Consider the following 14,088-nt stretch of genomic DNA (forward strand, 5'->3'; position numbering starts at 1 on the left):
ACGGGGTCGTCGCGGGCGTGTGTTCTTCGCGGGCGGGTGTCCCCGCGAGGCTGGCTCTCAAACTACTGGTCGGGGGCCGAGGATGGCCGTTCCGACACGCACGCAGGTCGAACCCGCGGCGACCGCCTCCTCGATGTCCCCGGACATCCCGGCGGAGAACTCCACCGCGTCGGGGTGATCGCGGCGCAGCGCGGCCGCGACCTCGGCGGCGTCGGCGAAGTGGGCGCTCGCCTCGCCCTCGAGCGGGGGGACGACCATGAGCCCGGCCAGGCGCAGGTGGCCGAGACCGGCCACGTGGTCGGCGAGGCCGGGCAGGTCCTCACGAGCGATTCCGCCGCGCGAGGTGTCACCGTCCAGGCTCAGCTGGAGCAGGACGGGCAGCGGGGTGACGTCGTCGCGCTCCCCGGCGGCGCGGGCGCGGCCCTTCTCGAGGCCGTCGGCGACCTTGGCCGAGTCGACGGAGTGGACGCGGTCGGCCCACCCGGCCACCGCAGCGGCTTTGTTGGACTGGATGTGACCCACCATGTTCCAGCGCACCGCCGCGGCCAGCTCGGCGTCGGCGGCGGCCAGATCGGAGACCTTCGCCGCGGCCTCCTGGACGCGGTTCTCCCCGACGTCGCGCACCCCGAGGCGGGCGAGCCGGACGACGTCGGTGACGGGGTGGAATTTGGTGACGACGACGAGGTCGACCTCATCGGTCCGTCCCGCGGCCTCCCGCGCCGCGTCCAGACGTTGCCGGGTCGCGGCGAGTCTGGTGGCGAGTTCGTCCGCCCTGGGATCGGTCATGTCCGCTCTTCCTCCTCCCGGCCGGCGGGTGCGCCGGCCCCGGGTCTCTACTGCTGCCGCCAGATCACGCTGGCCTGGCGCCCGGTCCGCCCCTGTCGACGATAGGAGAACAGTGACTCCTCGGCGATCGTGCAGCGCGGGTCGGAGTCGACGCGGGTGACGCCGAGCCCGGCGAGTTGGCGCGTGAGGCCCCGACGGAGGTCCACCCCGGGGGTCCCCGCGACGGTCCGGGCGCGGCTGCCGGGCAGGGCGGCCTCGACCTCGTCCACCATCTCGGGGGGCAGCTCGTAGTGCTCCCCCGCCGCGGCGGGTCCGAGGAGCACGGTGATGCGCTCGGGCCGGGCACCCAGGGAGGTCATGGCCCCGATGAGCGACGGGACGATCCCGCCGACGGCGCCGACCCGGCCCGCGTGCACGGCCCCGATCACCCCGGCCTCGGAGTCCGCGGCCAGGACCGGGACGCAGTCGGCGGTGAGTACCGCCAGTGCCAGGCCCGGCCGATCGGTCACCAGTCCGTCGGTGGCCGGGACCGGGCCGCCCGTCGGACGGGTGACGCGGGCGATGCGGGTGCCGTGGACCTGGTCCATCCACACGACGTCGGTCGCGGGCAGGCCGAGTCGACGGGCGAGCCGCGCCCGGTTGGCGGCCACCGCCGCCGGGGCGTCCCCGACGTGGTCGCCGAGGTTGAACGAGTCGAAATCTCCGGTCGACGCGCCGCCGCGGCGGTCGGTGACCACCCGGCGTACGCGCCCCGTGCCGTCGGGTGCCATGGAACGGACCGTCAGTGCCGCATGAACGGCGGCACGTCGATGTCGTCGTCCTCGTCACGGCGGTGGGAGGAGGATCCCGCGGCCGGAGCCGCGTTGCCGGCCGAGGAGGCGGGACCCGGGTAGGCCGACTCCTCGCGGCGGCGGCCGTCGAGGGGGGTCGAGCCGAGTTCGGAGGCACCGCCGGTGTCGCCGGAGGCGCCGGGGACCGACTCGTCGTCGTCGAGGTGGTGGCGGCCGCGACGCGACTGTCCCGCGCCCGCGGTGACCGGACGGGACCCGCCGTCGAACCCGGCGGCGATGACGGTCACACGGACCTCGTCTCCGAGCGAGTCGTCCACGACGGTGCCGAAGATGATGTTGGCGTCCGGGTGCGCCTCCTCCTGCACGAGCGTGGCGGCCTCGTTGATCTCGAACAGACCCAGGTCGCTGCCGCCCGCGATGGACATGAGGACGCCCTTGGCGCCCTCCATCGTGGTCTCGAGCAGCGGGGAGTTGATGGCGGCCTCGGCGGCCTTGAACGCGCGTCCCTCCCCGCGGGAGGAGCCGATGCCCATGAGGGCGCTGCCCGCCCCGGACATGACGCCCTTGACGTCGGCGAAGTCGACGTTGATCACGCCGGGCGTGGTGATGAGGTCGGTGATGCCCTGGACGCCGTTGAGGAGGACCTCGTCCGCGGTCTTGAAGGCCTCCATCATCGACACGCCCGCGTCGCCGAGCTGGAGCAGGCGGTCGTTGGGGATCACGATGAGCGTGTCGCAGGCCTCGCGGAGCTGGTCGATGCCGGTGTCGGCCTGGCCTCCGCGGCGCTTGCCCTCGAACGAGAACGGGCGGGTGACCACGCCGACCGTCAGGGCGCCGAGCTTGCGGGCGATCGCGGCCACGACGGGCGCGCCGCCGGTGCCGGTCCCGCCGCCCTCGCCGGCGGTGACGAACACCATGTCGGCCCCCTTGAGGACCTCCTCGATCTCGTCCTTGTGGTCCTCGGCGGCCTTGCGACCGACCTCGGGGTCCGCGCCGGCGCCCAGTCCGCGGGTGAGCTCGCGGCCGACGTCCAGCTTGACGTCGGCGTCCGACATAAGGAGGGCCTGTGCGTCGGTGTTCACGGCGATGAACTCGACGCCCTTGAGCCCCTCGTCGATCATCCGGTTGACCGCGTTGACGCCGCCGCCGCCGATCCCGACGACCTTGATGACTGCGAGGTAGTTGTGCGGTGAGCTCATCGAGGCCCGGCCTTCCTATGGGGGTGTCGTGCTCGGTTGCATGCTGTCTCGACGAAAGTTCCGCGAGCCTAAAGTCTCACCCTCTAGTTGAGGGTTAAACTTGCTGGTCAGAGGCCTTTTCCGCCGTCTGCACACACGGTAGGTCCAGCAGCCCCGCGCGTCCACGAGGCTCGCGGGCGTGTCGTGCCGACCGGCTCCCGACCGGGCTACCGCGAGGCCGGCAGGGCGGGGTTCGACACGTTCCAGATCTGGCCCGGCTGCTCGAGCACCATCTGCAGGGCGACGGCCTTCTCGTGATCCCGCCCCGCCGCGCCCCATTCCACGATCCGCCCGTCGGCGAGGGTGAGGACGATGGACGCGGGGGTCTCCACCTCGACCGAGGCGATCTCCTGACCCGCCGTGCCGCGCACCTCGGCGAACACGGTCGCCAGATCGCGGACGATCGACGGCAGGTCGGCGCCGGCCGCGTCCCCCACGGTCAGCAGGGGCGTGCCGGGCGGGGGCTCACCGGGGCCGAAGTCGATGCCCTGGGCGTCCACGAGGTGCCGGGTCCCGTCGACCTCCACGACCACCAGGGCGGTGCGCTCGATCAACTCGATCCGCAGCCCCGAGGGATAGTCGCGCTTGACGGTCACCTGGTCGACCCGCGGGAGTCCGGCCACCCGCCGCGCGACGGCGTGCGCGTCCACCTGGAGGAGCGGGGTCCCGGGGACCACGGCGGCGCGCTCGGTCACCACCTCGGACGGGATCGTCCGCGTGCCCTCGACGCTGACCTCGCGGACCGAGAACACCGGCAGGAAGTACAGGGCGATGTAGCCGAGGAGCAGCACCACCAGTGCCACCCCGAGTCCGGCGTAGATGCGGTTGGTACGTCGGCGACGCCGTCGCAGCCGCGCGCGGACGGCCGGGTCCGAGTGCCGGACCCGCTCGTCGGAGCTGCTGACGGTGGCCGCGGCGAGCCGGCGGTCCGGATCATCCGTGGACGTGGCCTCCGGACCCGCGTCCGACGCCGGGCCCCCCGCTGCCCCGTCGGCGTTCGGGTGGCCCGGCTCGTCATCCGGCGTGTCGTCCGGCCCGCCGGGACGTGCATCGAGGGGTGCGTCGTCCGGACGGTCCCCGGGTACGTCGGTCACCGCGCGGCCCTCCTCACGAACCCTGGCCCGACGGACCCCGGCCGGCGACGATCCGCGGACCGAGAGTGGTGATGTCCCCCGCGCCGAGGGTGAACACCACGTCATCGGCCTCGAGCAGCCCGAGCACGGCCCCGAGCGCGGAGTCCAGGTCGGGCACGTGCTGCACGGGGACCGTCACGTGCCGCGCGACGGAACCGCCGTCGATGCCGGGTTCGGGCTGCTCGCGGGCGCCGTAGACGTCGAGCACCACGACCCGGTCGGCGAGCGAGAGCGCCCGGCCGAACTCCTCGGCGAAGATGCGGGTCCGCGAGTACAGGTGCGGCTGGAAGACGGCGACCAGTCGACCGCCGTCCGTCTCGACGATCTCCCTCGCCGCGCCGAGGACCGCCGCGACCTCGGTCGGGTGGTGCGCATAGTCGTCGTAGACACGCGCGCGCCCGCCTCCGACGACGGCCTCCCCCTTGGGTTCGAATCGTCGTCCCACTCCCCCGAACCCGGACAGGCCGGCGAGGAACCCGTCGGTCTCGAACCCGGAGGCGCCGATGCCGCTGGCGGCGATCCCGTCGGCGGCGGTCACCTCGCGCGCGGCGAGCAGGGCGGCGAGGGCGTTGAGCGCCATGTGTTCGCCGGGGGTCCCGACGTGCAGTTCGCCGTGGGGGACGCCGTCGAGCATGAGGTCGGCGCGGGTGCCGGCGGAGTCGACGACGATCTCCGAGAGTTCACCCGACACCGGCAGATCGGAGACCGGCCCGTCGGAGGTCCGGTATCCCAGCACGCGGACGCCCGCCGCCGCGGCCCGCCGGGCGCGCTCGGCGGCGCCCTCGTCGTCCAGGCACACCACCAGCGCGCCGGTGGCGGGGATACGGGCGAGGAAGGTGTCGAACACCTCGTAGTAGGCCTCGGCGGTGCCGAAGTGGTCGAGGTGGTCGGGCTCGGCGTTGGTGAGGATGACCACGTCGGGGTCGTAGTGGACGAGCGAGCCGTCGGACTCGTCGGCCTCGGCGACGAACACCGGGTCGCTGCCGCCGCGGGCGTTGGTCCCGAACTGCAGGACGGTGCCGCCCACCGCGAAGGACGGGTCCGAGCCGGCGGCGAGCATGCCGGCGATGAGCATCGACGTCGTCGAGGTCTTGCCGTGCGTGCCACAGACCATGATCGAGCGGCCCGACCGTGCCAGGTGTCCCAGCACCTGTGACCGCGTGACGACGGGGATCCCCGCGGCCCTCGCGGCCGCGAGCTCGGGGTTGTCGGCGGGGATCGCGGCCTTGGAGATCACGACGATCTCCGGCGGTGCGCCGTGGGCCCCGAGCGCCTCGGCACTGTGCCCCACCCGCACGATCGCGCCCCGATCGGCCAGGGCCCGCAGGTCGGCCGAGTCGCGGGCATCGCTGCCCGAGACCGCGACGCCGTGATCGAGCAGGATCCGGGCGACCCCGGACATGCCGGCGCCGCCGATCCCGATCATGTGGACGCGGGTGAGGGTGGCGGGGACGTCATCGACGGACGCCGTGGTCGGCGGGACGGACGGGGTCGGCGGGGTCTGGTCGGTCTGCGGGGTCTGGTCGGTCAACGAGGGGCCTTTCCGGCGGCGTCGAGCGCGATCCGCGCCACGACCTCCGCCGCGTCTCGGGAGCCGCCGCTGACTGCGGCGTCGGACATCGAGTCCAGGCGGCCGCGGTCCAGCAGCAGCGGCAGGACCTCGGTCCGCAGGTAGTCGGTGGTGAGTGCCCCGTCCTCCACGAGGAGTGCGGCCCCGCCGGCGACCAGGTCGCGGGCGTTGAGGGCCTGCTCACCGTTGCCGTGCGGGAGCGGGACGAACACCGCGGGCAGTCCGACGGCGGAGACCTCGGCGACGGTGATGGCTCCGGACCGACACAGTATGAGGTCCGCGGCCGCGTAGGCCAGGTCCATCCGGTCGAGGTAGGGCACGGTCACGTACGGGGTGGCGTCGGCGGGCACCCGGGGGGCGTCCGCGACGTTCTTGGGGCCCACGGCGTGGAGGACGCCGACGCCGGCGCGGGAGAACTCCTCGGCGACGCCCGCCATCGCGGTGTTGAGCGAGCGCGCGCCCTGCGAGCCGCCGACCACGAGCAGGGTGGGGGCGTCGGGGTCGAGACCGAAGGCGGCGCGTGCCTCCGCGCGGAGTGCCGCGCGGTCGAGCGTGGCCACCGAACGCCGGACGGGATTGCCCACGACGCGGGCGTCGAGGCCCGAGCCGGTGACGGCGGCCAGCGTGGCGACGGCGAACCGGGCGCCGAGCTTGTTGGCGATGCCGGCGCGGGAGTTGGCCTCGTGGACGATGATCGGGATCCGACGTCGCCCGCCGGCGCCCGTCCGGCCCAGGGGGGCCGCCGCCGCGAGGTAGACCGGCACGCACGCGTAGCCGCCGAACCCGACGACGACGTCCGCCTCGGTGCGACGCAGGACGTCCCGCGCGCCCCGTACCGCCCGGAGCAGTCGGGTCGGCAGTCGGAACAGGTCGCCGCCGATGCTGCGCGGCAGCGGGACGGGGTCCACGAGTTCGAGTGGGACGCCCCGGCGCGGGACCAGCTCGGTTTCGAGTCCGCGCGGCGTGCCCACCGCGGTGACCCGCGCGGTGGGATCGAGGGCGGTGACGGCCTCGCCGACGGCGAGCGCCGGCTCGATGTGACCGGCGGTGCCGCCGCCGACCACCAGGACGGAGGGCCCGCCGGAGCGTGGGGCGCTCATCGCTCCCGTCCCCGGTGGATCGGGCTCGGGCGACCGGCGCCGGGGCTCTGTCGGGAGCCGGCGTCAGGGGCCGGGCGACGCGGCTGGCGACGCTCGGCCTCCCGTCCGCGCACGGGCCGGGCGGTGCGGCCGGTCATCGCGGTGGCGCCGCGACGACGGTCCCGCGCGGCCTCGGCGGGGATGGGCATCGTCTCGTACGCCGGCGGCCTCGGGGTCCCCCGGGGCGGCCGCGGGACGGGGGCGGGCTGGGCCGTACGGCGGGCGCCCGCGGACCTGTCGCGTGGGGCGGGACCGCCGGTCCGCGGCGGCTGCGGCCTGGTCACCGGGTCCCCGAACCGGCGGGTGCCGGCGCTGGACCGTCCGGGCGTGGCGGAGGCCGGGACCGGCCGCTCGGGCGTGTAGGGCCGCGGGTCGGGCAGCGCGAGCCAGCTGCGCCGGCGCCGCGACGGGGAGCTGAGGATCGCGGAGATGGCCTCCGGCTCGTGGCGGGCACAGTTGGCGAGCAGCCCGAGCGAGGTCAGGGTGACGACCGCCGACGTGCCGCCGTTGGAGATCAGGGGCAGCTGCAGACCCGTCACCGGCAGCAGGCCGACCACATAGCCGATGTTGATGAAGGCCTGGATGACGATCGTCGCGGTGACGGTGCCGGCGAGCAGGCGCCGGAACGGGTCTACCGACCGCAGCGCGACGCGCATGCCGACCCACCCGAGGGTGAGGTAGAGCGACACGACGACCGCGGCCCCGAACCAGCCCAGTTCCTCGCCGATGATCGCGAAGATGAAGTCGTTGGTGGCCTCGGGCAGGTAGAACCACTTGGCGCTGGACTGCCCCAGCCCGACGCCGAACAATCCGCCGTCGGCCAGCGAGAGCATGCCCTGGTACGACTGGTAGGCCGCGCCCTGGGGGTTGGAGAAGTCGCCCCGGAAGGTGTCGAAGTAGGTCCGGATCCGCTCGAAGCGGTAGGCGAACGCCACGGCGAGTACGCCGAACACCACGACTCCGACCGCGATGACCCACACGAAGTGCCGGGTGGGGTACCCGGAGAACCACAGCACACACAGGAAGGCGATGGTCACCGCGGTGGCCATGCCCAGGTCGGGGGCGACGACGACGAGGACCGCCACGACGAGGTAGCCGACCACGGCCGGGAAGAGCAGATCGAGCCAGTACCCCGTGCGCATCCGCTTGGCGACCACCGAGCACGCCCAGAGGATGAAGGCGAACTTGGCGATCTCCGCGGGCTGGATCGAGAACAGCCCCAGGTCGATCCAGCCCTTCGACCCGTTGATCTCGGACCCGACCCCGGGGATCAGCACGGCCACGAGCAGTCCGATCGCGACCAGCAACAGCGGGAACGCCGCGGCCCGGACCAGCTCGATACGGACGCGCAGCGCGGTGACGAAGCCGACCCAGCCGATGAGGACGAAGAGCGCCTGGCGCAGGAAGATGTCGAACGGCGTGCCGCCGCCGGAGAAGGCGAGCACGTTGGAGCTGGACAGCACCATGCCCAATCCGATGACGGTGAGCAGGGCGGTGACCACCATGACCACGTGGTACGAGGTCAAGGGCGCGCGATTGATGGCGGCCAGGGGTGCGGCGATACGCCCGAGCAGGTCCGGTCGCGTCTCGGTGTCCGCGCGCTCGTGCTGTGACTTTTCACGCGCCGACTTCTCACGCGCCGGCTTCTCACGCGCCGGCTTCTGGCGCGCTGCCTTGTCGGTTGCCATTGCCCTACCTCCCGGCCACGCGGCCCACGGCGAGGACGAAGCTGCGCCCGCGGTGACCGTAGTCGGTGAACATGTCCATCGACGCGGCCGCGGGGGCGAGCAACACGGTGTCGCCTCCGGTGGCCATCCGTGCGGCCTCGGCGACCGCCCGGTCCATCGTCTGCTGCGGCTCGTCGGGACCCGCGGCATCGTCATCGTCTCCCGAGGCCAGCTCCACGACGGGCACCGCCGGCGCGTGTCGGGCCAATGCCTCGGCGATCCGCCCACGGTCGCGGCCGATGAGGACCACGCCGCGCAGCACGCCCGAGACCTCGGCGACCAGCGGCTCCACGTCGGCGCCCTTGAGCAGGCCCCCGGCGATCCACACCATCGTCCCGCCCGCGAGCAGCGAGGTCCGGGCGGCGTGGGGGTTGGTGGCCTTCGAGTCGTCCACGTAGGCGACCCCGTCGATCGTGTCGACCGGCTCCGCGCGATGGGCGCCCACGGTGAAGCCCCGCAGGGCCGCGGCTACGTGCTCGGGTCGCGCGCCCACGGAGAGGGCGACGGCCGAGGCGGCGAGCGCGTCGAGCACGCCCGCGGGCCCGGCCGGGCGGACGTCCCCGGCGGGCAGCAGCGCCACCTCGTCGTCGTCGTCCTCGTCACCACCGCCGATCCGCGCGGTGAGAACGCCGTCGACGACGCCACACTCCCCCGGACCGGGCGCACCGAGGCGCACCCCGATCGCGGTCGGGGCGGGCGCCGCGGCGAGCAGGCGCGCGGCGATCTCGTCGTCGGCGCCGGCCACGGCCACGCGGCCGGTGAGGACACGGGCCTTGGCCTCGGCGTAGGCCTCCATGGAGCCGTGCCAGTCGAGGTGGTCCTCGGCGACGTTGAGCACCACCCCGACGTCCGGGCGGCAACTCGGCGCCCAGTGCAGTTGGAAGCTGGACAGCTCGGCCGCCAGCACGTCGACGCGGGGCTCGGCCAGGAGGACGTCCGTCACCGGCAGCCCGATGTTCCCGCAGGCGCGCGCGGCCATCCCGGCCTCCAGGCAGATGGCCTCGAGCATCGAGGTGGTGGTGGTCTTGCCGTTGGTGCCGGTCACCGCGAGCCAGGTGCGTCGCGGCCCGAACAGTTCGGCGGCGTCGGCCCGCCAGGCCAGTTCGACATCACCCCACACCGGAACCCCGGCGTCGGCGGCGGCCAGCAGCAGCGGCGAGTCCGGCCGCCAGCCGGGGCTCGTGATGACGAGGTCGACACGGCCCGGACCATCGGATCCGTCGAGGAGCTCGGCCGCGCGGGCGAGGTCGACGCCCGCACACCCGATGTCGTCGGGCAGCGCCTCTCGGAGTCGTGAGATGGCCTCGGGACGGGAGTCGGCGACGACCGGCTCGGCGCCCAGCGCGTGGAGGATGCGGACCGCGCCCGGGCCGGACACGCCCGCGCCCAGGACCAGCACGCGGGAGCCGGTCAGCTCGCACACGTCGGGACCGGCGTCGGCCGCCGTGCCGACGGTACCTGCGGTGTGGGTCATGTCGGTCATCCCGTCGAGCTCGCGAGCCAGTCGCCGTAGAACAGTGCGATCGCCAGACCACAGGAGATCGCCACCAGCAGCCAGAACCGGATGGTCACCGTGGTCTCGGCCCAGCCGCCGTTCTCGAAGTGGTGGTGGATGGGTGTCATGCGGAACGGCCGACGGCCCGTGGTGCGGAACGCGGCCACCTGGATGAGCACGGAGACGAACTCGATGACGAACACGGCGCCCACGACCACCATGAGCAGCTCGGTGCGAGAGACCACGGACACGCCCGCGACGATGCCGCCGAGGAACATCGACCCGGTGTCCCCCATGAAGATCTTCGCGGGGGCCGCGTTCCACCACAGGAAGCCCAGGCAGGCGCCGAGAGCGGCCGAGCACACCACCGCGATGTCGAGGGGGTCACGGACCTGGTAGCAGCCCGACAGGTCGACGCCCTCCGCGGTGGAGAAGCAGGAGTAGCGGAACTGCCAGAAGGTGAACACCACGTAGGTGCCCATCACCATCGCCATGGAGCCGGCGGCCAGCCCGTCCAGGCCGTCGGTGAAGTTGACCGCGTTGGACCAGCCGTAGACGAGGACGACGATGAAGATCAGGAAGACGACGACGGGGAAGCTCACCGCGACGAAGTCCCGCACGTAGCTCAACGACGTGCTGGCGGGGGTGAGCCCGTCGTTGTTGCGGAACTGCAGCACGAGGATGCCGAACGCGAGGGCCGCGAGCACCTGGCCGGCGGTCTTGGACAGGATGCCCAGGCCCTTGTTGTGGCGCTTGAAGACCTTGAGTCCGTCGTCGACCATCCCCACCACCGCCAGCGCGGTGGCCAGGCCGAGCACGAGCACGCCCGAGGCGGTGAACCCGCCCCCGCCGACCGTGACCTGCCCGATCACCCCGGCGACGATGTACCCGAGCCACACCGCGGCGAGGATCGCGACGCCACCCATGTTGGGTGTGCCGCGCTTGCTCATGTGGGACTGCGGTCCCTCGAGACGGATCTCCTGGCCGTAGCCCTTGCGCCGGAAATAGATGATGAGCAGGGGTGTGAGGAAGATGCTCACGACGAAGGCGACGATGCCTGCGATCATGATCTGGGTCATGACTGGTTCTCCTCACCACGCGACGCGAGCAGATGCTCGGCGACGCTCCACAATCCGACGGCCGCGGAGGCCTTGACCAGGACGATGTCGCCGGGCTCCACGCGCTCGTCCAGGATCGCCACGGCCTCCTCGGCGGTGGCGACGTGCTCCGCCTCTGAACCCCACGAGCCCTCCTGGATCGCGCCCTGGAACATCGCCCGCTGGGGGCGGCCCAGGCCCACGACCACGAGCTGGGACACGTCCAGCCGGACGAGGAACCGCCCGAGCAGGTCGTGCTCGGTGACCGCGTCCGCGCCGAGTTCGGCCATCTCCCCCAGCACCGCCCAGGTCCGGCGGTGGCCGCCGCCGGAGCGGGCCATGACAGCCAGGGACTTCAGCGCGGCCCGCATCGAATCGGGGTTGGCGTTGTACGAGTCGTTGATGACGGTGACGCCGTCGGCGGTCATCCGCACGTCCATCCTTCGGACGGACGCGGCCTGGGCGGTGCCCAGGGCCGCGGCCACCTGCTCGACCGACATCCCGCACGCGAGACCCACCGCGGCCGCCGACAGGGCGTTGCCCACCTGGTGCTCCCCGTGCACACGGAGCGCCACATCGGCCTCACCCCGCGGGGTGACCAGGCGGAAGGAGGCGCGTACCTCGTCGTCGAGCCGTACCCGCTCCGCACGGACGTCCGCGGATCCCTCGACCCCCACGGAGACCACCTCCGCGGCGGTGCGTCCGGCCATGGACCGGACCCGCTCGTCGTCGGCGTTGAGGACGGCCACCCCACCGTGGGCGGCGTCCGGGAGGGCTTCGACGAGTTCGCCCTTCGTGGCGGCGATGACCTCTCGCGAACCGAACTCGCCGAGGTGTGCGGTACCGACGTTGAGCACGACGCCGATCCGCGGCGGTGCCAGGGCCGCCAGCTCGCGGATGTTCCCGGGCGCCCGGGCACTGAGTTCCAGGACGAGGAAGTCGGTGCCGGAGTCGGCCCGCAGTGCGGTCCAGGGGTGCCCGATCTCGTTGTTGAACGATCCGGGTGGGGCGACGACCGTGCCGGCCGCGGACAGCACGGCGCCGATGAGGTCCTTGGTGCTGGTCTTGCCGGACGAGCCGGTCACCCCCACCACGACCAGTCCGTGGTCGGCGACCAGACGGTCGACGCTCGCGCGGGCGAGGGCGCCGAGCGCGGCGAGCACCGACGCGCCGGAGCCGTCCGTGTCCGCGGCGAGTGCCATGGCGTTGGTCTGCCTCCGGTCGACCGTGGGCACGACGATCTGTGCACCGTCCGCCCCGTCTACCTCGTGGGCGACGAGCGCTGCGGCGGCCCCGGCGTCGAGGGCACGGGCGACATAGTCGTGACCGTCGACGCGCTCCCCGGGCAGCGCCAGGAACAGCCCGCCCTCCCCGATCCGGCGGGAGTCGAACTCCACGGAACCGGTGACGGCCGACGCGGGGTCTCCACCGACCAACCGACCGCCGACTATCCCGGCGATCTCGCCGAGGGTGAGGTCGATCATGGTGCGTTGTCCTCCGTCTCGCCCGTGGGGGCGGCGTATCCGAGTCGTCTGATGAGTTCTTCGGCGGCTCTGGTGCGGTCGTCGAACGGGAACACGGTCCCGTTCCTCTCCTGACCGGTCTCGTGGCCCTTGCCGGCGATCACGACGACGTCCCCGGTGCGGGCCCAGTCGATCGCCGTGGCGATCGCCGCTCCCCGGTCACCGACCTCCTCGATCAGGGTGTCGTCACCGGCGGCGGACTCGGCGCCCGCGAGGACCGCCGCGCGGATCTCGGCCGGGTCCTCGCTGCGCGGGTTGTCGTCGGTGACCACGACCAGGTCGGCGACCTCGGCGGCGGCGGCGCCCATGAGCGGGCGTTTACCCGGATCGCGGTCGCCACCGGCACCGAGGACCACGGCGATGCGGCCCTCGGTCTGCGCGCGGACGGACCGGAGCACCGCCGCGACCGCGCCGGGCTTGTGGGCGTAGTCGACGAGCACCCGGAAGTCCTGGCCCCGCACGACGGGCTCGAGCCGTCCTGGGACCCGGACGCGGGCCAGACCGGCCGCCGCGCCCGCCACGTCCGAACCGAGGGCATCGACGACCGCCAGGGCCACCAGTGCGTTGGCGACGTTGAACCGGCCGAGCAGCGGAAGTTCGACGTCGGCGGTCAGCCCGCGGGGGCCGTGCACGGTGAAGGTCTGGGTGCCGCGCTCGGTGGTCGCGGACTCTCCCGCCGTCCAGTCCGCGTCGGCCCCGGGTTCGGCGGAGACCGTGACCGCGTCCGGCCGCATCCCGAGCAGTCTCCGGCCCCAGTCGTCGTCCACCACGACGACGGCCCGCTCGGCGGGGCGGACCGCGGACCCCGGGTCGGCCTCGGCGTCGAACAGCCGGCACTTGGCGCGGAAGTAGTCGTCCATGCTCGGATGGAAATCCAGGTGGTCCCGGGTCAGGTTGAGGAAGGCACCCACGGCGAACCTGGTGCCGTCCACGCGCCCGAGCCGCAGGGCGTGGCTGGAGACCTCGGCCGCGACCGCGCGGGCCCCCTCATCCCTCATCCGGGCCAGGAGGGCCTGGAACTCGGGGGCCTCGGGGGTCGTGAGGCGACTCGGCAGCGCCCGACCGTCGACCCGGCTCCCGGTGGTGCCGATGAGGCCCGCGACATGGCCGCCGCCCTCGAGCGCGGCCTCGACGAGGTAGGAGGTGGTCGTCTTGCCGGACGTCCCGGTGATCCCCACGACGTCGAGGGCGGCGGAGGGGTCTCCCGCGACCGCCGCGGACACCGCGCCGAGGACGGACCGGGGGTCGGGATGCACCAGGACGGGGACCCGGTCGGCCACGGCGGCCATCATCTCGAGCCCCTCGGGGTCGGTGAGCACGGCGTCGGCGCCCGCCTCGATCGCGGTGGCGCCGAACGCGGCGCCGTGGACCCGCGTGCCGGGCAGTGCCGCGAAGAGGATCCCGGGGCCGCAGTCCTGTGCGCGGATCGTCGCACCGACGAGGTCGTCACCACCCCGGGTCCTGTCGCCGAGAAGGGTGGCCCGCACCGCGTCTGCCAGCTCTCGCGCTGTCGTCATCGCCTGTCCTCGCCCCGCCTTCCTTGCTCGCTACCCTCCCGTGAACCCGCTACACGCTACCCTGCCGGGCGC

The 14,088-nt window shown here is 73.4% G+C and carries 11 protein-coding genes; all 11 read right to left on the reverse strand.

All coding sequences use genetic code 11. The annotated features are described in order from the left end of the window. Positions 1-57: 57 nt before the first annotated feature. The 11 genes from AC3DEV_RS15060 to AC3DEV_RS15110 all read right to left on the reverse strand — a co-directional run bounded on the left by AC3DEV_RS15060 (position 58) and on the right by AC3DEV_RS15110 (position 14,016). On the reverse strand, positions 58-786 hold the full coding sequence (locus tag AC3DEV_RS15060) for a YggS family pyridoxal phosphate-dependent enzyme (RefSeq protein WP_488372599.1): 729 nt from the start codon (positions 784-786) through the stop codon (positions 58-60). Between the two features lie 47 nt (positions 787-833). Continuing rightward, complete coding sequence (gene pgeF / locus AC3DEV_RS15065) at positions 834-1,556, reverse strand: peptidoglycan editing factor PgeF (RefSeq protein WP_154830776.1); 723 nt, start codon at positions 1,554-1,556, stop codon at positions 834-836. Positions 1,557-1,567: 11 nt separating this feature from the next. Next, complete coding sequence (gene ftsZ, locus AC3DEV_RS15070; RefSeq protein WP_488372600.1) at positions 1,568-2,776, reverse strand: cell division protein FtsZ; 1,209 nt, start codon at positions 2,774-2,776, stop codon at positions 1,568-1,570. A gap of 206 nt (positions 2,777-2,982) precedes the next feature. Beyond that, the gene (locus AC3DEV_RS15075) at positions 2,983-3,909 is read right to left on the reverse strand and encodes a cell division protein FtsQ/DivIB (RefSeq protein ID WP_488372601.1); all 927 of its coding nucleotides are present in this window, start codon (positions 3,907-3,909) and stop codon (positions 2,983-2,985) included. A gap of 13 nt (positions 3,910-3,922) precedes the next feature. After that, entirely contained in the window at positions 3,923-5,374 is a 1,452-nt protein-coding gene (murC, locus tag AC3DEV_RS15080; protein WP_488372624.1) for a UDP-N-acetylmuramate--L-alanine ligase, read from the reverse strand. Between the two features lie 101 nt (positions 5,375-5,475). Beyond that, the gene (gene murG, locus AC3DEV_RS15085) at positions 5,476-6,618 is read right to left on the reverse strand and encodes an undecaprenyldiphospho-muramoylpentapeptide beta-N-acetylglucosaminyltransferase (protein ID WP_488372602.1); all 1,143 of its coding nucleotides are present in this window, start codon (positions 6,616-6,618) and stop codon (positions 5,476-5,478) included. After that, positions 6,615-8,345 (reverse strand): putative lipid II flippase FtsW, encoded by a 1,731-nt coding sequence (ftsW, locus tag AC3DEV_RS15090; RefSeq protein WP_301162979.1) that lies wholly within the window; start codon positions 8,343-8,345, stop codon positions 6,615-6,617. The genes murG and ftsW overlap by 4 nt, the downstream gene beginning before the upstream one ends. 4 nt (positions 8,346-8,349) lie before the next feature. Continuing rightward, positions 8,350-9,858, reverse strand: a complete 1,509-nt coding sequence (gene murD, locus AC3DEV_RS15095; RefSeq protein WP_488372603.1) for a UDP-N-acetylmuramoyl-L-alanine--D-glutamate ligase — start codon at positions 9,856-9,858, stop codon at positions 8,350-8,352. 5 nt (positions 9,859-9,863) lie between these two features. Continuing rightward, positions 9,864-10,958, reverse strand: a complete 1,095-nt coding sequence (gene mraY / locus AC3DEV_RS15100) for a phospho-N-acetylmuramoyl-pentapeptide-transferase (protein ID WP_206474304.1) — start codon at positions 10,956-10,958, stop codon at positions 9,864-9,866. Beyond that, positions 10,955-12,460, reverse strand: coding sequence for a UDP-N-acetylmuramoyl-tripeptide--D-alanyl-D-alanine ligase (locus tag AC3DEV_RS15105; protein WP_472982410.1), 1,506 nt, complete (start codon positions 12,458-12,460; stop codon positions 10,955-10,957). The genes mraY and AC3DEV_RS15105 overlap by 4 nt, the downstream gene beginning before the upstream one ends. Beyond that, complete coding sequence (locus tag AC3DEV_RS15110) at positions 12,457-14,016, reverse strand: UDP-N-acetylmuramoyl-L-alanyl-D-glutamate--2,6-diaminopimelate ligase (RefSeq protein ID WP_488372604.1); 1,560 nt, start codon at positions 14,014-14,016, stop codon at positions 12,457-12,459. The genes AC3DEV_RS15105 and AC3DEV_RS15110 overlap by 4 nt, the downstream gene beginning before the upstream one ends. Positions 14,017-14,088: the final 72 nt, after the last annotated feature.

The sequence above is a fragment of the Dietzia sp. IBK-p2-15D genome (genome assembly GCF_057773105.1).